The following is a 21,471-nucleotide window of genomic DNA, read 5'->3' on the forward strand; positions in this document are numbered from 1 at the left end:
AAAAATCACTAAGTTTACTGCAAATCACACTGCTTAGTGATGATGGAGCTTTGACTGCTCGTTTACACCTTAAAATGCTGGCCCCTTTTGCAGCGGAATGGTGGTATACTTTCCCCGGAATAATCAAGTAACACATTTTCCGAGCAACTTTTCGGCGGTTATGCGGCCATTTTTTCAAACCATTGCTTAGAGCAATACGGTTCGCACACGGCTGAATCGCCACGTTTCCCCCAAGCGGTGGCTTTATTCTATGCCCCTGTAAAACCCATTAGCCAACAGACTTGTGAATATTTGGTGTTGGAAATGCACGGCGGGGCTGAATTTGCGGTAATTTGTACAGATGAAGATGGCAACAATTTAATATTTACCAATAAACAGGATGCCGAAGAGGAAGCATCAAATTGTCAGGAGGGTTTAGTAGTCGAAGTATAAAGATAAAATTACGCCATAGCCGCCCGGAATTCCGGGCGGCCCCTACGGGGCATAAGTGCCATGTAGGCTTCTCTAAGTTAAATAGTCAATATTTAATTGAGGGTTACAGCATTGTTGTCAGCTTCTACGGCAAGTCCTATAACATACTGAACCAAGGATACATCGATCAAGTAAAGTGCATAGTCACGATCGATTGGCAACATTTCCGGTTTCAAAAATTCTTCATCAATATATTTCTCTGCATCCCATAACATTCGGGTTTGTTCGGGATGCTCGGGTTCGACGCGCTCAAAGATGCGCTCAAACGAGCGATTAGCTTCGTTGATAAATTCCTCTCTGTGCTTCTTGTTTATAGGGAGCGAGCAGATTTGTTCCGTAGGCACGCTTGATACAGGATCATCTATTTCCCATTCAATTTCAGTCCCTTCGTCTTTTGAAAGCCGGTAATCATCGTAAAAAACGTCTTGTTCCTGCTCTAAAAATCCTTCTTTAAAGATTTGCAATTTAAAATCATCATCCAGCTTTTCGCTATTTGTACTTTCAATATCTGAGACATATTCATCCCAGTCCCGCACTTCAAGCCTGTCCATGTTAGTGTACAACAGAATTGATAACTCGATTTTGGCCGGCGATGCTTTTGATAGGTCTGTCCATTTATCCAGTCCGCATAATTTTGCAATCACATGCTGGGCATTGCCTAACTTAAAATTTTCTTCATTAATATTAAAGTCGTTTACGAGCAAGTCGATCTTGAAAAATTTGGGCTCGTACTCATACACGTTGCGCCGCAGTTTGGGATCGATTAAAGAAGTTTGTGTTTTGAAATCTTTGTGAAGATTTTTTGCTTGGAGTTTTAGATACTCAATAGGTGTCATAATACATTCCTGTTTAGACCTACTTAATTATCCCGAGTTTTTGCGTCCGTAATCTTGTTTGGATAATAAGCAGGCAGGTTTGCATTATTAAACTATTGGCTGATAAAATCTTTGCACGAACGAGCAGGCTTGCCAACAAGCCTGCACAATTATAAGTATAAAATCATAATTTCCAAACCTTATAATATTTCCTTACCATCATAAGTGATAATTATCAATATCATGAAGGATTTAGGATGTCTCGTGTTGCGTTAAATGTCAAGTGCAAACCGTCATTTAATAGCAACTCAACGATATAATCACCGTACAGCCAATATTGGTTTGGTTTATTTGCGGATTAATTCTATGTAAGATACCTTATGAAAAAAGTATAATGTTAAATCTTAAACTTTGGGCTTTAATCATAAAATAGCAACTAATTCCACGGTAGCATTTCAAAAGACGAGTATCGATCTATTGTTAATGGAATTTTATTCAAAGCTTCAAAAAAGTCCAGCTTCATTACGCACTTATTTTTTATTTCATTTGCGCGCGTCAGCCGAGGGGGCTCAAAATCGACATCTGCCATTACCAAATCTTCGCTCTTTAAAGACACATTTAATGTATTGACGAAAGTATCACATAATCGCATGATCATATTTTGCACTACGGATCCATCAAAAAAATTCAAATCGCTGGAATCCATGTATATAACAGCATTCGTCGAATTATACGGCCTAATAAAACCTGATTTAGCTCCTTCATATTTCGCCATTATAGGTATGGTTAATATTGTTTTGGGCGAGTATTTGGTATCGTACCGACGATCTACGTTAAATTGAGACATTAGACTATCGAATTCCTCTTGATCAATGTTTTTTACCAAAAGCGGTTTCCCGGTGGTAATAGTGTAGCCTACATTCCCTCTATCAATCTCATAGATCGTCCCTACCTTATGATCCTTTTTTTTATGCCCAGGTAATAAAGGTGCATAGGGAGTCAGCCTCTGATAATAAAGATCGCCGTCAATACTTAATACGCGATGCACAGTCACACGCAAGTCTTTCTTTTCATCGTAATGATCGGCCAAAGAACTGCCCAAGATATCAACAAAAACGGAGCATAAGGATTTTGTCTTTTTTGACAAATGATGCAGCCTACCGGTTTCGTCAAAGTAACTATTAAAATCAAATTTTTCCCAGTGAGGCTCTACGATGCCATGTGCAGCACTTACCGTTTGAAGTTCGGCAAGTTCTTTTATGTGTTTCGCTTCTTCTCCCGAAAAATTAGCATGCGCTATTACCTTATCTTTATCGGTGCCCACCCTGATAATCATTTTCCGGGGAGCATCAATCGGTTTTCCCAAATATTCCGGATTTTCAGGGTCAAGATCTTTGCCATATGAAAACTTTTTAGAGGAAAATAATATGAATGCTATAAAAGCATTAATGAATGATATTTTGCTGTAGTCCAGTATTTTATAGAAATCATCTTTCAAGCCAAACAAATACACATTTACAGACGCATCAAGTTTCGTAAATAATTTTCTTCTATTATATTCATCAAGAATATATTCGAATTCACTTTCAGCAATATTCATGAACTCGTTTTCGTAAAGTTCCTCTTTGAGCGATTTACTTTTGAGTCGTTTTTCACGGATCTTCATCAATTTCTGAAAGAGCTTTCGCCCGGCGATATTGCCATGTAGTATTTCCAGAAAAGATTCATAGGAGAAATCTCTAATCAAAATATTAAACAAATCAATTAGTGCTCCGTCTCCAGTGCCCTGGATGATATAGTTGCATTTCGAAAGATCATCTTGTTTGATGGATGTGTCACGCCAATAAGATTCAAATTTATTTTCCGCTGAAATTCCTTTTTCAATACCGTAGCCAATAGCATACATAATTAAATCGACTCGCTTGTGAATAGCCTGATCACCATAACGGCTAAAGGTTGCTCCATTTATTTCAAATCGTTTTCCGCTATCCTTATCCGTTATTTGAAGTTCTTTTACATTACAATATTCGAAATAGCAATTCGATTTCAATTCGAGAGCGGTGTCTTTAATATCAGTAAACTCCTTTTTTACAGATCGAACGACATTGGCCGCGGTGTCATGATGCCAGTTAAGTATTGGTAAATTAGTTCGTGTTTGTGTAGAGTGTCTTTCCGGCCAATCATATAAATATGGGTGAATATCTCTTATATTGCAACCCGCCTGAATGTTTAGAGTTTGGGAACCCTCCTCAAAAAGAATTACGTTATGCTTGGATTTCAGGGCGGCAGCGGCAAATGTTAAGCCAGCGATTCCACCGCCAATTACCGCAATCGTAAAGTCTTCGCTCTCCGGAATTTTTTTTGTTTTTTTTAACGCGTCAAAGATGTTCAACGCCCGGATTTGTTGTTTATAAAAAGTTATTCCGCTTTCAAAAATGCCAATGATATACTTACAATCACTGATTCTGAAAAGTTCAAGGTAATCATCAGGCTTTATAGGTTCGGGTTTGGTCATTAAAAAAACTTAGGTTTCACATAGATACTTATTTATAATGAAAAATAAAACACTAAATTACTCAAAACAAGCCTGTTATTCTTTTTATGCTATTAGTTTTGCCTTTCCCAAACCATTACAATCTGTTTGAAAGCTGCATGTTCCATGCTTTTGAATCCCGCCTCCTCTGCTGCTCTGATTGAACCGATATTAGATTTACGAGTATGCATATAAATTTTATCCAGACCGCTTTCCCAACAAGCTAATTCATAAGCATATCGACCGATATGGCGACCTTGAAATTGCTTATTAATAAAGATGTCCAATGAAGGGTGCATTCCCAATACTTCATTGTCCTTAAAATCAATGTAAATTTTGCCAACGCGTTTTTCGCCAAGCATAATATGCCAGTATTTTCCTTTGATATGGTCATGCAGGTTTTGACCACTCCCTGGTTTGAGATGAACGTCACCAGCTTTTACCGGTTCATGGGTTATTCTGTTGCTCATTGATTTTCTGAAATTTACGGTCGATTATTGATATTGTATCTTTCCAGAATTCCGCCGGAAAAAAGCCTGGGGATAACGCGACAGTAATATCCTCTAATTGCTTTCTTGGAACACTTGCCAAAGTAGCTTCGAATACTTCAGACACTTGGAGTAAAACGCTCTCTGCCATAGGATCATGTCTAAACTCATGCGATTTCCAATCTGAATCTCCATCAAAACGATTGTTGAAATAATCCATATCAACATGTAAAAGTACCGGGACATCTGGAGGGATGTTTGCTAAAAATACTGCAAGGTCCGCTGTCGGACAATAAATATGCTGATTATGCCCATGATTTTCAAACATCATGGTCGGGCGGTCACAATTCAAACAAAGTAAGTCGTCCTTTTCAAAATAATTTTTAATCTCGCCAGCTTTGTAGGCGGTCGGCAAGCGGTGGGGCGGTAAAAGGTGCCTAAATTCAATATTCGGCATTTGATGAAAAAAAACAGGCATAAAACTTCCAACAGCAATTGCTCCACTTTCGATTGCCGACAATATGGACTCCGGCTTATTCATAGTTACCTGTTTATTGGTTAAAGGGTCCAAATAAACTCCCGGTTTCTGTAAAAATAAAAGCGGCGACATACAATCGCGATGATCATCAATATGCAGGATAATCACTTTTTCAATACTCTGCTGTTTTTGTGTTCTCCGTTTCAGCCAATTGGCCCAAGCAAATAAGGTCCAATTGTCATTGAGTGATAGCTGATAGTTTGACTTTTTTTGAATCGCAAGCGGCATGTTTTTAACCAGCAAGTTCTTGTCCCACCAATCCAATCCGGTTTGTAAGTTTGGGTCAATATAATAAAGAGAGTCTTGTGGCCAGGACAAGATAACGTCCACGTTTTCTGTTGAAAAACTCAGTTGATATTCTTTGCCCGAAAAATAACCAGTGATCAGTTGATGCTGCTCATTACGGCCTTCAGGAAACTGTCGTAATGGAAGCGTTATTTTCATGGTATAATTCTAAATATCTTGTACGTAATATACCTAAAATCTGCCTGCCATGCGGAGTAAGGTCGCATTGTTCTACAACATTAAAGCCCGTTTGTAGTTGACCATTAATTCTTTGGGTTTCACTCAGGGCTTTTAGCTGAAGCTTTGAGTCAGCGGAATGTTCAAGGAAAGACCAAAAATCTAACAGTTCAACAAAGACAAACAATGCATGAAATAGTCCGGATGGTGGTCTCAACTCCTCCCTCCAAGGCGACGCTACTAACGGAAAATCCGCATGGACGATAGGTGCCACCCTTTGAAGCATATACAGTTTTTGATGCCTATGTTCATGGATGAGCGAGTCTGCGAGGTCTTCTACGGCAATCAAGTCATCGCCGCGAATGAGTTGTACATATAACGCCCCTGGAACACTATTATCACTAAACGAAACAACTTTGTCCGGATGTGCGCTTAAATCTCGGATATATTGTATTTCCGGTGAGATCAAACGCATTTCTTCCAATAGTAAAGGCTTCCATTGTGAAATCAGCGACAAAGCCTTTGCTAATACGCCAACGCCACGTTCTGCGGCAACCTGATCTTCGAAATATATTTTATCTGCAAAAGGCATCCGCAGCCACTTATCATCACGCTGAATTTTCGGCCAGTCGTTTAAGTTATTAAACGAATCCGCTATTTTAGTAATATAAAATGGTTCTGGTAAAATGATTTTTCCGGAAATATCATGGACTTGAATGCCCGACATGTCTTTTTGCATTACTTCTGTCCAGGTAACCACCGCAGGCTGTATTGAAATTTCCTGAAATTTATCCTGTGCCAAGTTATTTAGTAATTGCACCGCATCTGATAAAATAATATTATGTATATTATCAATCACTGTTCTAAGTTTTATAGCTTGTGATTGTTTAAAATCGTTCATAACGACATGTAGTGCGGTATTCTCTGTGGTCACGGATTCATATTCCGGCAATAATTCTGGTGGAAAATACACCGCTGAATTTGCTTGCTGGTCAATCTCGTTTTGGAGTTGTTCCATAACTCTTTGATTGGCGTGCTCAATTAGTCCTTTAAGCTCAAGGCAATAAATACTTGGATTTTGAAACCCAGCCTCACTAAAACGATGAGCGACAGCACCCCCACCGCATATATCAACAACCGGGCAAGCTTGACACTGTTCACTTAAGCCCTGTTTTTGTAACAATAAGCGATGCTTGGCCACCTGCTTTGATTGAAGTGCGTCCTCGATGGAATTGAAATATACATTGCCGTTTATTAAGTCAGTGCCTTCGCCGGTAATTTTTAACACATCAAGATCATGGTAACTTCCATCCGTTTCTATGGTTATCAAACTAACATCACCCAAGCCAAAACCGTCTGTTTCGCTCGGCACACCCATAAGTGCGGCTAAAACGGCATCAAAGGTCCTGATCTTCATGCCAGGATAACGATCAAACCAATAATCAAAACAATCGATAAGCCATCTAAGATACCTCTCCGGGTCCTCACTAATGCCTGGGGGTAAGGTTAGGTAATTTGCGTCGGGCAGCAAAAAATCCAGTTGAGGTATGGACTGTTGCGCAAAAAAATCTAAAACTTTCTTTGGGTCATTATCAGCGTCGATTACCGCAATAACACCGGAAAAAACTTTGGGATATTTTTCCAGTAATGTTAAAGCCTTTTCTGTTCCTGCATAGCTGGATTTCCCTTTATGATCAAGACGATGGCGATCATTAGCCGCAGCTGGCCCATCCAGACTTAGCGAAACTTGGATGTCAACTTCCTGGAATTTTTGAATATCTTCTTCTTTAAGTAAAATGCCATTTGTCTGCAAAGAAAACTCGACAGTCACATCGGGAAGCAAATTTTTTAGAGATTTTGCATGGGCGACCAACTTATCTGTTGACATCAGTAGTGGTTCCCCTCCGTGATAGACTATAGCTATTCGGTCTAATTTTTTGTTAACTGTATAGTCTCGGATTCGCTCAGCGGTTGCCAAGAGCGTTTTATCTGACATGAGTTTTGGCTGCGATTTCCAACTTTGATCGAGATGGTTGTACATATAACAATAATCACAATTAATATTGCAGCGTGAAGCCACCTTGAGTAAAAAGCAACGGATAGAAAAATCGTTCAATAACTCAGGCATAACAAGGTTTGGTTTTAACAAGAGAACAGAATAAATCTTGCCTTTTCTCCTGGAATAGAATATTAAGAACGGTTATGACGGTGATGCATGCGATCGTAGGCTGTTATTGCTTGTACTCCTGAAGATTGCATCATTTTTGCACGCATACGGCTCAATGCCGGATGTTCAGGTGTGATTTGCTTTAATTTAGGCATTAAATCTTGGTTAGATGGCTGCTGAGGAGCGGCGGCGAATTGGTTCTCCATAATTAACTTTAATTTATATTTTTTTAAAAATAACAATATTGTTTTTGAAATCGAAAATAAAAAATCAACAACTCAATAATCGGTTAATATAGTGACATTTTTTATGTTTTCGTTTTTAAATAATCATCTACTTTCTCCTTCATCAATTGCGGGTTTTTATCAATTATTGTAAAGACGTCGGATAGAAAAAGGCCCGGTTGATCCTGGAGTTCATTTATACTTCTGGTCGGGATCAAATCCTGTAAGTATTTTGACAATTCATTGTCTATTAAAGTTATGCCATTTGCCAAAGTTCGGTCGACATGAATTGGCAGGATATAAAATAATGCGATAAGATGCAGGATTCTGAAAAAAATAGCTTCGTTAAAAATAGTTTCATCAATATCTTCAAGATTTATCAAATGTTTTTTTTCAATCCAAAAATTATCCCAAGCCGTTTCTCTGGGAAATCCTGCCGTAGCAAAATGCATTGATGGATTTTCAATCACCTTTCGTTCGGAATGAAAAGCCTTAAGTGAACCAACATTCCTTTTCGCTGCACCTTTGATCTGTCCTCTTAAAAACAATCGCGTAGTTTCGGCAAAAATCTCATCACCGTAAAGTGTGAATTCTCGGGTATGACCGCCCCAGATAATGTAGTCGCTCAACCAATAGGCCACTACCTTGTCATCAACGACATAATCATGAATGGTTTCGTAGAGTCTCTGATATCGGGCATCTGTTTGTTCCAGCAGATCGATGTAGCGAGTGTTATTTTGTCTAAATTCTGGTGTATAATCAACGCACGCTTCCACCATGAAGTTTTTCCCATATGATTCAGCGGCGAATCGCATAGAATCTACATAAGTATTCGGATATATTGTATCTGCATCGACCTGTAGAATTAATATATCTTCTGTTTTTACATTGATTTTTTCACACAGTGAGGCGGCGAATAGATTCCCAGCACTTCGCGCCGGGATAAATCCCTGTTCATTTTCATTTATAATAAAGACATGGTCTTTAGGAGAAGATAATTGGATTTTTCGAGCTATTTGTCCCGTATTATCCGTTGAATTGTTATCTACAATAATCAATATTGTCGTCCGGTCAACAGATAACTCTCCAAGACCGAAGCCAAGAGAATGACATGTAGCAGCCATGTTTTTTTCTTCGTTTAGGCAAGGCATGACAATCATTACCCGAGAACTCATCGGCTTAAGTTTTTTAATTTAAGGAACTTACGAAGAAAATTCCAGACTTCCAATTGTTTAGTTAAATTGAAAATATCAGCATAGTTGGTTAACCTATGGTTAACTTATTATATTAACGATCAGCCGCGTTTATGCGGGTGAAGGCGACACATTCGACTTCAATGCACGTATCAGCCAGTGTGGTTTCAAGGTGTATAGCAGTTACCAATCGTCAAATTTTTATACTTTGATGCTTATGTAAGCAATGTACATGGATATTACGTCGATGACCCGGTAGCTGGAACTATATGCCATAGTTTTTTAAGCTAAACCGCCCATCTTTATCTCATCGGTTGGTTGAAACAGTTTGTTATAGTTTTTCTATAAGATCAGGAGACTTTTTTATTTTGAACCAAATAATTTATAAGTCTAAATCTGCTATTAAACGCAAATCAGACAGGAAATGGTTCGAGATTTGTACAGTCGCCACCACAAAAAGCCTTCAACGAAAGTTGAGGGCTTTTTCTTTTTAGGGAAATAATTTCCACCTAAGCTACTTTAATGGATGCTTTAGGTATACCGCAAGCTCCCAATCAATCAGTCCCAAAATTCTTTTTTGTTCTCCCTTGTAAATGCTAATCTATTTTTAATAACTTTGTATTGCAAAGTACTTTTATATAATTGTAAAATTCAACGGCATGAAGACCGCAAGAACAAAATTCGTTATCATCTTCCTCGTTTTGGCGTTTGCCTTTCAATTTATCTCCAATTCGCTTTTGGGGCCCGAAGTCAGGCTCTTTCCTGTAGACGGCGAGTGGTTCCCTGGTGCCGGATCACCAACAGCCTGGAAGAACACTACATCCACAATTTTATATCCTATCAAAATGGTTATGGTAGGTCCTTTGTCGCCCTTATTTACAGATCCCGATCCGGCACCTCCAATTTTGGTGTTCGCGTTTGCTTTATACTGGGCAGCTATTGCATTAATGCTTTACTATCTCCTCAGTAAAATAGTCACTCGTAAAAAAGAGAAATAGTTATGAGCAGAATTGAAGAAATATACTACGAGGCAAAGGCCGACAAATGGCTCAAACGTTTTGCTGTTTTTGCCGCATTACCCTTGCAGTTGCCTTTCTTATTGCAGGCTTTGTTAAAATTATGGATGAACGGTTCGCCGCCGGTTTGCCTGCCAATAACCCTTTAGGGCACTATTTCGAGGCCTTATATATAACGGGTTATTACTATACCTTTATTGGAATTGCTCAAGTGATAATAGCTGTATTACTACTCATCCCGAGAACTTCGCTTCTTGGTGCACTGATGTATTTTCCTATCATCATTAATATTTTCGTGCTGACCTATGCTACCCGTTTTGACGGTACCCGGGCTGTAACGATGATGGTATTGGCAAACTTGTTTTTATTGGTTTGGGATTATGACCGGTTAAAACACATCTTGCCATTGAAGCAGCCCGAAGTAGATACTTCGGTGTTAAAAAACCCTTTGGGTAAGCGCCTTCGGATCATATTTTTTGGAGGGTCGTTTGCAATTGTGGCCTTTATTATCGTTGGTACCTTCTATTTATTTGAGATAGTGCCGGGAAACTCCGAAGAGGAATGCAGAAACCAATGCGCCACCAGCAAGAATCCTGCGGCTTGTAAGGTTTTCTGCGACTGTATTTATAAGCAAGGCCAACCGCTGGATAGTTGCCTGGCAACTTTTAATAAGGCGAAAGATCTTCGCAGATCTGGTGGGAAGTAGCGGTGTAACGTTCATCACCCCAGCACTGATACCGCCAGGTTAACTATATCATCAAAAACGGCCCGCTCGTTGGTAGATTTTGCGGTTACCTGCACGCCTTTTATGGTATTGAACATAAACCTCGCCAGCGCTCGCGCGTCCTGTTGGTTGGTAATCTCTCCTTTATCCTGTCCGTTTTTTATAACGGTATAAAATACTTCCTCTATCTGCTGGTCGTTCTTCTGGATCATGCAGCTTACCTCCTTATCGTGCAGTGCTACCTCCACTTCGGCGTTCACCATAAAGCAGCCTTTCTGGCTTTTATCGTTCAAAAGGTTATCTATAACATACTCCAGTAAGCGTTTGATAGTTTCCTTAGCCGTTTGTTCGCCACAGATGATCTCACGGAATTTTTCCGAATTTAAGCCCTGATAACTCTCCAGTGCTTTTATAAAAAGCGTGTGCTTATCGCCATAGGTATCGTACAGGCTGGAGCGGCTAATGCCCAGTCCATCCACAAGGTCTTGCATAGAGGTGCCATTATATCCTTTGAGCCAGAATATGTTTACGGCCTTATTAAGTACCTCTGCTTCATCAAAATCCTTCGTTCTTGCCATAACCCAAAATAGCTTTGCTTAATTAATATTAAGCAAAGCTATTCAATTTAAAATGTTTTATTTGCTAAATACGCCCTGAAAGCCTCACCTAAATCCTCTCCAAAGGAGAGGACTTGGGAATGTGACTTAGCCCCTCTCCTTTGGAGAAGGTGCCCGAAGGGCGGATGAGGCTACTTGCTTTTATTACCTTACACCGCCACCGGCAAGCAAGGTTTCGTTGGTTAACCAACGCGAATCTTCAGACGCCAGGAACACAGCTATTAAAGCGATATCTTCCGGCTGACCGATACGGCCCAGTGGAGTAGTTTTTACCGCTTCGTGATGGAAATCGCTGCCGATAAAGCCTGCTGTATGTGTGCCTTCGGTTTCAACCATACCCGGGTTAATAGAGTTTACCCTGATGTTTTTTGAGCCAAGTTCTTTTGCCAGTACGTGGGTAATGGCATCTACAGCGCCTTTGGTTGCACTATAAACAGCACTGCCCGCAGGGGTAATATTACTCACTACCGAACCAATGTTGATGATGCTGCCACCATTAGGGTTAAAGCTGGCCACTGCACCCTGTGTAGCTAACAGCAAACCAAGTACGTTGGTATCAAACTGGTTGTGGAAATGTTCTTCGGTGATTTGCTCTATCTGGCCAAATTCGTACACGCCTGCATTGTTCACCAATATATCGGTAGGGCCAAAAGCTTTCGCGGTTTCGTCAAATAAACGGGTAACATCCGCTTTGCTTGATACGCTGCCTTGTACCGCAATGGCTTTACCACCGGCGGCAACAATTTCATCAACCACTTTATCGGCACCTGCCTTAGATGATGAATAATTTACCACTACCGAAGCACCTGCCGCTGCCAGGCTTTTTGCTATACCTGCGCCAATACCTTTAGAGGCGCCTGTTACTACTGCTACTTTATTTTCTAACTTTTTCATTTTAGTTTCTGATTAAATTTTGTTTATTGGAATAATCGTTCCGCAAATATATAACGTAAACGGAACGAACGTTCCGTTATTTAAAATTATTATTTTGGGGTGACAAAGACACGATTTAAGGATGGAGGGATTAACACGATTCTTGGCCCATTCGCTACCGCTCGGTGAGTGACTCACCCCGACTTCGCTTCGCTGGTCGCCCTCTCTACCCGCGGTAAAGAGGGTTAGCTCCAATGGCTGTAAGGTTTAAAAATCAAATAATCCTATAATCAAGCGAATCAAGGTTCAAAAAAATGCGTTAGGGATTGCAGTGTAAACCCCGGAATGCAGTCCACACTTCTATCAGTGGGGACGGAGTGAGGAGTTGTAACGGAAAGCCCGGGCCGAAGGCAACGCCATAAATTTTCTGAACTTGAATTTTTCGCGGGTGATTTTTTAAAGGGGCTCAAGAGAACTTCGCCGTTTTAAGGAATATTAGAATGAACAGAATTAAAAAAACATTCTGCTCATTCTAATATTCCTTAAATTCTGATTCAGACAACCTTCAACATTTAAACAATCTTCACAAACATTAAAAGTAATTTATACTTTAGCTTTAAATTACTATGCACGCATAATGATAGGACAGGTTATTTTCATCATCATTCTATTAGCCGCCGTTTACCTGTTTGGTAAAAACGTGGCCAAAGTAAGGCGCAATATTTTGCTTGGTAAGGATACCGACAGGAGCGATAACCCCGCTGCCCGTTGGAAAATAATGGCAAAAGTAGCCCTTGGGCAAACCAAAATGGTGAAACGCCCAACCGCCGCGGTGATGCACTTCTTTATTTATGTAGGCTTTGTGATCATCAACCTCGAGGTGCTGGAGATCATGATCGATGGTATCTTCGGTTCGCACCGGGTGTTTTCTAAACCGCTGGGCAGCTTATACGGCTTGCTGATAGGCGGCTTTGAGGTACTGGCGCTGCTGGTGCTGGTATCTTGCGTGGTGTTTTTGGCGAGGCGTAACCTATTAAAATTGAAACGCTTTAGCGGTACTGAAATGACGACCTGGCCAAAATCCGACGCTAACTATATCCTTACCATCGAAATTTTACTGATGACGGCCTTCCTCAGCATGAACGCCGCCGATTATAAATTACAGGCACTGCACGTTGGGCATTATGTTACCGCAGGGAGTTTCCCGGTGAGCGGCTTGATAGCGCCTTTACTGCCGGCTGGTGCTTCGGCTTTGGAAACTATAGAGCGGGGCTGCTGGTGGTTCCATATCATAGGCATCCTGGCTTTTTTAAATTATCTGCCGTATTCCAAGCATTTCCATATTCTGCTGGCTTTCCCCAATGTGTATTATTCCAACCTGGAACCTAAGGGCGAGTTCAGTAACATGGCATCGGTTACCAACGAGGTAAAGGCGATGCTGGATCCATCCTTTGTGCCCGAAACTACAGAGGTAAGCCGTTTTGGTGTGAAGGACGTAACCGATCTTACCTGGAAAAATCTGATGGAAGCTTACACCTGTACCGAGTGCGGCAGGTGTACATCCGTCTGTCCGGCTAACATTACGGGTAAGCTGCTCTCGCCCCGTAAAATTATGATGGATACCCGCGACAGGCTAACCGAAGTAGGCAACAACATAGATAAGCACGGCAAGGATTATATCGACGATAAAACTTTATTGGATAACTACATCACCCGCGAGGAATTGTGGGCCTGTACCACCTGTAATGCCTGCGTAGAGGCTTGCCCGGTGAACATTAACCCGCTGGAAATTATTACGGAGATGCGCCGCTACGTGGTGATGGAAGAATCGCAGGCACCGGCCAGCCTCAACAATATGTTCGGCAATATGGAAAATAACGGCGCCCCATGGAAGTATAGCCAGGCCGACCGGTTTAATTGGGCAGAGAAAGAATAATAGATAGTATAGAACGAACAGGAATGGCAAACGACAGCACTACAACAGAAAGAGATTATCAATTATTCATCGAACGGGTGACCGCATCAAAACTGGTGTGGGGATTGAAAAGCAAAAACGGCTGGGCAAATTCCCATTCGGCAGATAGCGAGGATACTGATGTGGTGCCTTTTTGGTCGGAACGGGCGTATGCCAAAGCTTGCGCACGGGACGATTGGAAGGATTTTACGCCTACCGAAGTTCCGCTGGGTCAGTTTTTAGAGAACTGGTGTGTGGGCATGGCCGAAGATGATACGCTCATCGGCATCAACTGGGACCCCAAAATGCTTGGCGAAGAAGAAGACGCTTTAGGCATAGCGCTTGATGTGCTGAACCAGTTAAAAGTGATCAACTCGGCTATTAAGTTTGTAAACTATACCAGCATTGATGACTTTATTTCCCAAATAAGTGAAGAAGAAGAATAAGTTAAAGCCTAAATAATGGAGCTAAAGATACCAACCATGGCCCAGATGACTGCCGAAGGCAACACCCCCGAAATACTTTTTTGGGTGGGCTGTGCAGGCAGTTTTGACGAGCGCGCGCAAAACATAACCCGGGACATTTGCAAGATCTTGCAACATGTTGGCATCAGCTATGCCGTATTGGGTACCGAAGAAAACTGCACCGGCGACCCTGCCAAACGTGCCGGTAACGAGTTTTTATTCCAGATGCAGGCCATGGGCAACATAGAGGTATTGAATTCCTATAACGTTAAAAAGATAGTAACCGGATGCCCGCATTGCTTTAACACCATAGCCAACGAATACCCCGGCCTTGGCGGTAATTACGAGGTGATCCACCATACCCAGCTGATCCAGGGACTTATTAATGATGGCAAATTAAAAGCCGAAGGTGGCGAAAGCTTTAAAGGCCGCCGCATCACCTTTCATGATCCATGTTACCTGGGCCGCGGCAACGGTGTTTACGAAGCGCCACGTGCGGCTCTCGAAATATTGGATACCGAACTGGTAGAAATGAAACGCTGCAAAAGCAACGGCCTGTGCTGCGGTGCCGGCGGCGCCCAAATGTTTAAAGAACCCGAACCCGGTAAAAAAGACATCAATGCCGAGCGCATGACCGATGTACTGGAAGCCGGCGCACAAATAGTAGCCTCGGGCTGCCCGTTTTGTATGACGATGCTGAGCGATGGCGTAAAGCACATCAACAAAGAGCAGGAAATAAAAGTTCTGGATATTGCGGAGATAACAGTATTGGCTAATGGGTTATAGCCCTTTCTGCTTCAAAAAGCTCAACGCTTGCTTTAAACTATCCAGCCTGCCGGGTACGAGTTTCTTCACCGGGATGTTGAGCGTGGTGGCCATGGAATCAAGGTCGCCCATGGGGTCGCCGTAGGTTTGGATGATGATATCGTCTGTTTGTGTTTGCACTTGCAGGGTATCGGTCACCTCGTTGCCGGGCAGGTAGTTTAAGCTATTTAGCCGTTTGATATTGAACGAATAATACTCCTGGTTTCTCTGTTGATAAGTTTTTCGCAGGCGGATAAAATGATCTGTTGTGAGCATGATCTCCCACTTGGTGATGTTAGCTTCGCCGGATGGGTCGTAGCTTTCAGTAAGTGCTTTGTTGCCCCAGGTTACCCATTGCTGCTCATCCATAAACGCCCCAAAACCATATAAAACGGGCATTATCAGTAATAGCAGTACAATAGTTAATGCTTTTTTCACCTTCGGTAGAATTGATGTTAGCATGACAACAAATAATACCCTGAATTTAATAAATTGAATAAATTTGCTTTATGGAATTTTCTTCACACTCGAGAGTTTGGGTATACCAGTCCGACCGTAAATTAACTGATGGCGAAGCCCTGCAGATACAGGTGCAACTGGATAATTTCACCACCGGCTGGACGGCTCACAACAACCAGCTGAAAGCCAAGGCCGAGATACGGTACAGCCGCTTTTTGATACTGATAGTAGACGAAAGCCAGGCAGGGGCAAGCGGTTGCTCGATAGATAAATCCGTAAATTTTATGAAACAACTGGAGCAGCAATTCGGGCTCAGCCTGTTCGACAGGTTTAACCTGGCCTACCGCGATGGGGAGGAAGTGCTTTCCGTTCCGCGCCAGCAGTTTGAAGAATTGCTAAAACAGGGCACCATCACTACCGAAACCATCGTTTTTAACAACCTGGCCCAAAACGTAACCGAACTGCAAACCAAGTGGGAAGTGCCGTTTAAAGATAGCTGGCATATCCAGCTGTTTAGGGATCTGGTTGTGGCGTAGTTAATAATAAATTTTATCTTGAGATTTTGCGTATTCGCCCAGCTTCGCTAACGTAAATATTGCCTGTGTTGTCCATAGTTAAGGCATAAGGACTATTAAGTGAATAAGCTGTAGCGTGGATACCGTCGCCTGTAAAGCCGCCAAAACCGGTTCCGGCAATCTTGGATATAATGCCGGTTTTGATATCGATCTTTCGGATTACATGACCGAGAAGTTCACTAATATAAACATCTCCATTTATATCAACATGAATTCCAAATGGAATATTAAGCGCGGCGAAGGTAGCTTGTCCGCCATCGCCCTTGCTCGCGATAACTCCCGTACCGGCTATTGTTGTAATGCTGTTGGTAGCTTTTGATATCTTTCGAACGCGTCTCGCAAATGGATCAGCGAAATAAATATTTCCTACCGCATCTAATGAAAGCCCTATCACAGTCATACCCGCTATTCTTGCATCACCGCCTTCGCCACTGTAAGCCCCATCGCCTTTACCGGCTATGGTGTTTATTTTGCCATCAGATGCGTTAATTTTTCTTATTCTGTAATTCTCTGAATCGGCAAAATAAATATTGCCAATACTATCTACCGTGATGCCCTGCGGACCACTAATCCCGGCCATTGTCGCCAAGCCGCCATCTCCGCTAAAGCCTTGGTTCGGATAAGTGTTGCAACCCGCTATACAGGTTATTTTGCCTTCGGCAGATACTTTATTTATCCTGTTTCCCAGATATTCCGTGATGTAGATGTTGGATTTATCGTCCATTGTCAAGCCTACAGGCGACGATAAACGGGTAGATGTTGCGGGTGAGTTTGGTGCGTAAGATCCCCCGGCAGATGTGGAAAGCGTACCTGCAATAGTAGTTATTTTACCATCTGCCGCAGCTATTTTGCGGATAAGGTTATTGCTACGGTCACTAAAGTAAATATCCCCGGCCTTGTTTACTAATAAGCCTGCCCTGGCCGAAATTTGCGCCGTTAAGGCAGAGTTGCCATCACCTGAGTAACCTTCAATGCCGGTACCTGCAACCGTGCTTATAGCCGTTGAAGTAATAGGCGGTTGATTAATTTTATAATACCGTATTGTAACAACACCTCCTTTTACCACTAAACTATCAGCCGTTAATTTGCGTACAACAAAAATATCCAATGACGGGCTGGTAAGGGTTTGGTTGTACCTGATGGTATCTTTGCGCGTATTCCAAAAGCCGGCAGTTGGTGTAACATCTTTAGTTAAAGTATCCTGGAAAAAGAAATTATCGGCGCCAAAGTATAGTTTGGCGTTCAAATCTGGTTTTACAGGTGCCCACCAGCCGGTGAGCAAGGCTTTATCGATAGTTGGGTCTGTATGGATTGTGTCAACTGGGGTAGGCTTATCCGGAAAAACCGGTGCATCGATCTTACAGGCCGAAAAGTATGTTAGCAGAGCAACAATGCAAAATAATGGGTATAGTTTTTTCATTTGAGTTTAGGCCATTGAATGAAACTAAAATACGGGTTTTTTAGTTACGATTAACAGTGTCTTAAATTTATTTCTTTATTGATAATTGCATGTTCATCATTAACCTCAACTACATTGTTCCGCTGGAAGAATTGGACAAGCACATGGCGGCCCATGTGAAATACTTAGAAAAATATTACCAGGCAGATGTGTTCCTGGTTTCGGGCAGGAAGGTGCCGCGTACGGGTGGAATTATCATAGCCCAGGCAGATTCAAAGGAAATACTGGAAAAGATAATTGCCGAAGATCCTTTTTTTCAACATCAACTGGCCAAATTTACCATCACCGAATTTTTGGCATCTCAATCGCATGCTGATTTAAAGGGCTTGCTGCGCGAATAATTTGCCTTTTATAATTTCCATTTTTGTATTTACCTTGCATGATGGAACAGTACGATACCCGCATCGACGCCTACATCGAAAAGTCGGCAGATTTTGCAAAGCCCATTTTAAAACACCTGCGCGAACTGGTGCACCGGGCCTCGCCCGAGATAATGGAAACCATCAAATGGAGCGCGCCCTTTTTTGAATACAACGGCATACTATGCCATATGATGGCCTTTAAACAGCACCTGGGCTTTGGTTTTTGGAAGGCCGATACCTTGCCAGACCCGCATCAGATACTACATCTTGAAGGAGGGGAGGCTGCCGGGAGCCTGGGCCGCATCTCCTCGCTTGCCGACCTGCCCGATGACGATATCCTGATATGGTACATTCGCCAGGCCATGCTGCTTAAAGGCGCACCAAACGCCAAACCTAAGGCCCAACCTGCAAAGCCTGCAACTGCATCTGCAACGGCCACTTTAACAACGCCAGATTATTTAACAGAATTGCTCGCCCAAACGCCAGCCGCAAAAGAATACTTCGACAAATTCAGCCAATCGCAAAAAAAGGAATACATCACCTGGTTTGAAGATGCCAAAAGCGAGGCCACCCGCGAGAAGCGCTTAAAGGAAGGCCTGGAATGGATAAGCGAAGGGAAGACCCGGCACTGGAAGTATAAGTAGACATTTCTTCAAAAACTCTCTCTTCAGGGGGCTGGGAGTTAAAACTCAAGCGGCCCTAACCTGCGCATATTTTGCCTGATGAGATATTGCCTATGTTTTAAATATTTGGTAGGCTTGGTTGCCGACCATTTCAGCGGGCTGGGAAATATCACCGCGATAGCCGCCGCCTGCCGGTTGGTAAGTTGGGACGCGGGTTTATGGAAGTAAGCCTGCGAAGCCGCCTGGATGCCGTAGATGCCATCGCCCATTTCTATCACGTTGAGGTATACCTCCATCACGCGTTTTTTACTCCAGCAGATCTCTATTAAAACGGTAAACCATGCCTCTAAACCTTTACGGATAAATGAGCGCCACTGGTACAGGAATACGTTTTTGGCGGTTTGCTGGGTAATAGTGCTGCCGCCTATCAGCTTTTTACTTTTGGCGTTTTTTTGGATGGCTTTTTGGATGGCGTTAAAATCGAACCCATGATTCTCTAAAAAGGTTTGGTCTTCAGCTGCAACGGCGGCACGTTTCATAGGGTCGGCAATATCTTCAAAATCAACCCAATCCTTATCTATCTTCCATTCTTTACCGGCAGCCTTTTGCTCAAAGCCGCGCTGTATCATCAGCCAGGTAAAGGGCGGGTTCACAAAACGGAACAGCAGTACTCCAAAAATACTCAGGCCAATAAACGCTATAAAAGCCAGTTTTACGATACGAAAGGCGAGACGAAGCACGCCGCCGATTTTTGAATTAGAACCGCGATACTTTGATTTGGAGCTTGATTTTTTGGGAGATTGGGTCCGTGCCATTTGTGATGCTAATCTATAAAACAAAAAAGGAGTTCTGCTAAGCAAAACTCCTTTTTTATGATTTTAAACTTCTATCTCAAAATTCGAAATTGAACATCCGAAATTCGAAATAAGAGCAAATTACTCAGCTACTACTTCAAAAGGTACCTGAACTTTTACTTCTTTATGCAGGTTTACGTTTGCAACGTACTCGCCAACAAATTTTGGCTCCTGGTCAAAAGTGATGCGACGACGGTCAACTTCAAAACCTTCTTTTTTCAATGCATCAGCAACCTGGATGGTATTGATAGCACCGAAGATCTTGCCGCTTTCGCCTGCTTTAGCGCCGATGGTAAGTTTAACACCTTCCAAACGGGCAGCGATAGCATCAGCATCTTTGCGTATTTTATCTTGTTTAAATTGAGCCTGTTTCAGGTTTTCTGCTAATACTTTACGTGCAGATTCTGTGGCTAATATGGCATAACCCTTAGGGATAAGGAAATTACGGCCATAACCTGGTTTAACGCTTACTACATCGTCTTTATCGCCCAGGTTTTTTACATCTTGTTTTAAAATAACTTCCATTTTGTAAACCTCCTGATTATTTTAATGAGTCTGTAACGTAAGGCAATAAGCCAATGTGGCGGGCACGTTTAACAGCCTGGGCCACTTTACGCTGAAATTTTAACGAAGTACCGGTTAAGCGGCGTGGTAATACTTTACCCTGGTCGTTAATGAATTTTAACAAAAAGTTAGCGTCTTTGTAATCGATATACTTAATACCGTTCTTTTTAAAACGGCAGTATTTTTTACGGTTATCCTCCACTTTTGGAGCGGTAACGTATTTAATTTGGTCGTTTGCCATTATTTGCTTTCCTCCGCTTTAGCTGCAGGCTTTTTGTTAAAGGCGCCACTGCGTTTTTTCTCATTGTATGCTACGGCATGTTTATCCAGAGCAATGGTAAGGAAGCGTAAAACACGCTCATCGCGCCTTAATTCAACTTCCACTTTGTTAATTACTTCACCGGGAGCCCTGAATTCAGTTAAGTGATAGTACCCTGTAGTCTTTTTTTGAATAGGGTACGCAAGTTTTTTCAAACCCCAATTATCCTCCTGGACAATTTCGGCTCCGTTGTCTGTTAAAACTTTGCTGTATTTGGCGATAGCCTCTGCAGCTGTTTCTGTTGACAACAACGGGGTTAGAACGATCACGATTTCGTACTGTTGCATTGTTATACTTTGATTTTTAATTAAATACCCCGCTATTACGGGGCTGCAAATGTAGTAAGAATTCTTGATAAATCAAACCTATTTATATGTATTTTGAGCACTTCGAAATGCCTTGATTGCACTTTAACAACGAAGGCGAATTTATATTACAATTGCCCCACCTTATCAATGAACATCAACTATGAAGAATAGCTTTTGCATTTTAATTGTTGCCTTTTCTTTTATCCTCATAGGCTGCCGAGAAAAAAGTAGCCTTACGACTTATAATTTAAAAGAAATTGGAGCAGTTATTAAACTACCGGCCTCGTATAAGGCAGCAGATAGAAACAATATAGATCGTCTTATCAATAAGCAAGCTGACGAAAATATTAAAAACGAGTTTACAAAGAGGCTACTTTCGGATACCGGTAGTAAACTGCTGATTGACACCTTGAATCCATTAAAGTTTATTTTCATATCAAAGATTACTCCGTATGCTCCGATAGATTCCAATTCTTTTTACTTTATAATTGACCACGAGCGATCGCGATCAAGTTCAAAGCCTGATATTAATGATTCAACTTATTACGTTGGCTCAAAGATGGGAAGCGTCTCTGGCTTTAAATTTATGGAATCTAAATATCGAA

25 protein-coding genes are annotated in these 21,471 nt (G+C 41.9%); 10 read left to right on the forward strand and 15 right to left on the reverse strand.

What is annotated here, in order from left to right; genetic code table 11:
* Positions 1–524 precede the first annotated feature (524 nt).
* From ABIX36_RS17890 to ABIX36_RS17920, 7 genes are all read right to left on the reverse strand, one after another.
* A complete protein-coding gene (locus ABIX36_RS17890) occupies positions 525–1,307 on the reverse strand; it encodes a hypothetical protein (protein WP_348083539.1) in 783 nt (260 codons plus the stop codon).
* Positions 1,308–1,722: 415 nt separating this feature from the next.
* Positions 1,723–3,801, reverse strand: a complete 2,079-nt coding sequence (locus ABIX36_RS17895; protein ID WP_348083540.1) for an FAD-binding protein — start codon at positions 3,799–3,801, stop codon at positions 1,723–1,725.
* A 92-nt stretch (positions 3,802–3,893) separates the two neighbouring features.
* A complete protein-coding gene (locus tag ABIX36_RS17900) occupies positions 3,894–4,289 on the reverse strand; it encodes a GNAT family N-acetyltransferase (protein ID WP_348083541.1) in 396 nt (131 codons plus the stop codon).
* Entirely contained in the window at positions 4,267–5,289 is a 1,023-nt protein-coding gene (locus ABIX36_RS17905) for a hypothetical protein (RefSeq protein WP_348083542.1), read from the reverse strand. The genes ABIX36_RS17900 and ABIX36_RS17905 overlap by 23 nt, the downstream gene beginning before the upstream one ends.
* Positions 5,255–7,435: a cyclophane-forming radical SAM/SPASM peptide maturase YhhB gene (gene yhhB, locus ABIX36_RS17910; RefSeq protein ID WP_348083543.1), complete on the reverse strand. Its 2,181-nt coding sequence runs from the start codon at positions 7,433–7,435 to the stop codon at positions 5,255–5,257. The genes ABIX36_RS17905 and yhhB overlap by 35 nt, the downstream gene beginning before the upstream one ends.
* Positions 7,436–7,497: 62 nt before the next feature.
* Positions 7,498–7,680 (reverse strand): YhhA family cyclophane-containing RiPP, encoded by a 183-nt coding sequence (gene yhhA, locus ABIX36_RS17915; RefSeq protein WP_348083544.1) that lies wholly within the window; start codon positions 7,678–7,680, stop codon positions 7,498–7,500.
* A gap of 101 nt (positions 7,681–7,781) precedes the next feature.
* On the reverse strand, positions 7,782–8,873 hold the full coding sequence (locus tag ABIX36_RS17920) for a glycosyltransferase family 2 protein (RefSeq protein ID WP_348083545.1): 1,092 nt from the start codon (positions 8,871–8,873) through the stop codon (positions 7,782–7,784).
* Positions 8,874–9,550: 677 nt separating this feature from the next.
* On the opposite strand from ABIX36_RS17920, the gene ABIX36_RS17925 reads away from it, so the two are divergent.
* From ABIX36_RS17925 to ABIX36_RS17935, 3 genes are read left to right on the forward strand one after another with little or no spacing between them, the layout of a single operon-like run.
* Positions 9,551–9,889, forward strand: coding sequence for a hypothetical protein (locus tag ABIX36_RS17925; protein ID WP_348083546.1), 339 nt, complete (start codon positions 9,551–9,553; stop codon positions 9,887–9,889).
* A 2-nt stretch (positions 9,890–9,891) separates the two neighbouring features.
* The gene (locus tag ABIX36_RS17930) at positions 9,892–10,056 is read left to right on the forward strand and encodes a hypothetical protein (RefSeq protein WP_348083547.1); all 165 of its coding nucleotides are present in this window, start codon (positions 9,892–9,894) and stop codon (positions 10,054–10,056) included.
* The gene (locus tag ABIX36_RS17935; RefSeq protein ID WP_348083548.1) at positions 10,011–10,613 is read left to right on the forward strand and encodes a hypothetical protein; all 603 of its coding nucleotides are present in this window, start codon (positions 10,011–10,013) and stop codon (positions 10,611–10,613) included. The genes ABIX36_RS17930 and ABIX36_RS17935 overlap by 46 nt, the downstream gene beginning before the upstream one ends.
* Positions 10,614–10,627: 14 nt before the next feature.
* Here ABIX36_RS17935 and ABIX36_RS17940 read toward each other — a convergent pair whose 3' ends face one another.
* Complete coding sequence (locus ABIX36_RS17940; RefSeq protein ID WP_348083549.1) at positions 10,628–11,209, reverse strand: TetR/AcrR family transcriptional regulator; 582 nt, start codon at positions 11,207–11,209, stop codon at positions 10,628–10,630.
* Between the two features lie 183 nt (positions 11,210–11,392).
* Positions 11,393–12,142, reverse strand: coding sequence for a glucose 1-dehydrogenase (locus tag ABIX36_RS17945; protein WP_128535904.1), 750 nt, complete (start codon positions 12,140–12,142; stop codon positions 11,393–11,395).
* A gap of 616 nt (positions 12,143–12,758) precedes the next feature.
* Here ABIX36_RS17945 and ABIX36_RS17950 point away from each other — a divergent pair.
* From ABIX36_RS17950 to ABIX36_RS17960, 3 genes are read left to right on the forward strand one after another with little or no spacing between them, the layout of a single operon-like run.
* A complete protein-coding gene (locus tag ABIX36_RS17950; protein ID WP_348083550.1) occupies positions 12,759–14,057 on the forward strand; it encodes a (Fe-S)-binding protein in 1,299 nt (432 codons plus the stop codon).
* Positions 14,058–14,080: 23 nt separating this feature from the next.
* Entirely contained in the window at positions 14,081–14,521 is a 441-nt protein-coding gene (locus ABIX36_RS17955; protein ID WP_348083551.1) for a DUF2750 domain-containing protein, read from the forward strand.
* A 15-nt stretch (positions 14,522–14,536) separates the two neighbouring features.
* A complete protein-coding gene (locus tag ABIX36_RS17960; protein WP_348083552.1) occupies positions 14,537–15,325 on the forward strand; it encodes a (Fe-S)-binding protein in 789 nt (262 codons plus the stop codon).
* Here ABIX36_RS17960 and ABIX36_RS17965 read toward each other — a convergent pair.
* Complete coding sequence (locus ABIX36_RS17965; RefSeq protein ID WP_348083553.1) at positions 15,320–15,805, reverse strand: hypothetical protein; 486 nt, start codon at positions 15,803–15,805, stop codon at positions 15,320–15,322. The two genes, ABIX36_RS17960 and ABIX36_RS17965, sit on opposite strands and share 6 nt — an antisense overlap.
* Before the next feature lie 47 nt (positions 15,806–15,852).
* On the opposite strand from ABIX36_RS17965, the gene ABIX36_RS17970 reads away from it, so the two are divergent.
* Entirely contained in the window at positions 15,853–16,338 is a 486-nt protein-coding gene (locus tag ABIX36_RS17970; protein WP_348083554.1) for an ABC transporter ATPase, read from the forward strand.
* Positions 16,339–16,351: 13 nt separating this feature from the next.
* On the opposite strand, the gene ABIX36_RS17975 is transcribed toward ABIX36_RS17970, so the two are convergent.
* The gene (locus ABIX36_RS17975) at positions 16,352–17,797 is read right to left on the reverse strand and encodes a hypothetical protein (protein WP_348083555.1); all 1,446 of its coding nucleotides are present in this window, start codon (positions 17,795–17,797) and stop codon (positions 16,352–16,354) included.
* A gap of 89 nt (positions 17,798–17,886) precedes the next feature.
* Here ABIX36_RS17975 and ABIX36_RS17980 point away from each other — a divergent pair, with 89 nt between their 5' ends.
* Positions 17,887–18,177 carry a YciI family protein gene (locus ABIX36_RS17980; protein ID WP_348083556.1) on the forward strand — a complete coding sequence of 97 codons (291 nt, stop codon included), beginning with the start codon at positions 17,887–17,889 and terminating at the stop codon, positions 18,175–18,177.
* A 38-nt stretch (positions 18,178–18,215) separates the two neighbouring features.
* Entirely contained in the window at positions 18,216–18,842 is a 627-nt protein-coding gene (locus tag ABIX36_RS17985) for a YdeI/OmpD-associated family protein (protein ID WP_348083557.1), read from the forward strand.
* A gap of 38 nt (positions 18,843–18,880) precedes the next feature.
* On the opposite strand, the gene mtgA is transcribed toward ABIX36_RS17985, so the two are convergent.
* The 4 genes from mtgA to rpsF form a co-directional block, all read right to left on the reverse strand.
* Positions 18,881–19,636, reverse strand: a complete 756-nt coding sequence (gene mtgA, locus ABIX36_RS17990; RefSeq protein ID WP_348083558.1) for a monofunctional biosynthetic peptidoglycan transglycosylase — start codon at positions 19,634–19,636, stop codon at positions 18,881–18,883.
* Between the two features lie 120 nt (positions 19,637–19,756).
* On the reverse strand, positions 19,757–20,200 hold the full coding sequence (gene rplI / locus ABIX36_RS17995; RefSeq protein WP_128535914.1) for a 50S ribosomal protein L9: 444 nt from the start codon (positions 20,198–20,200) through the stop codon (positions 19,757–19,759).
* 16 nt (positions 20,201–20,216) lie between these two features.
* Entirely contained in the window at positions 20,217–20,480 is a 264-nt protein-coding gene (gene rpsR / locus ABIX36_RS18000) for a 30S ribosomal protein S18 (protein ID WP_067054791.1), read from the reverse strand.
* Positions 20,480–20,845 carry a 30S ribosomal protein S6 gene (gene rpsF / locus ABIX36_RS18005; protein WP_128535915.1) on the reverse strand — a complete coding sequence of 122 codons (366 nt, stop codon included), beginning with the start codon at positions 20,843–20,845 and terminating at the stop codon, positions 20,480–20,482. Before rpsF ends, rpsR begins: the two co-directional genes overlap by 1 nt.
* A gap of 181 nt (positions 20,846–21,026) precedes the next feature.
* On the opposite strand from rpsF, the gene ABIX36_RS18010 reads away from it, so the two are divergent.
* Positions 21,027–21,471 (forward strand): hypothetical protein (locus ABIX36_RS18010; RefSeq protein ID WP_348083559.1); only part of this gene is annotated, 445 nt, incomplete at its 3' end.

This window comes from Mucilaginibacter sp., from assembly GCF_039925265.1.
Lineage (GTDB): Bacteria > Bacteroidota > Bacteroidia > Sphingobacteriales > Sphingobacteriaceae > Mucilaginibacter.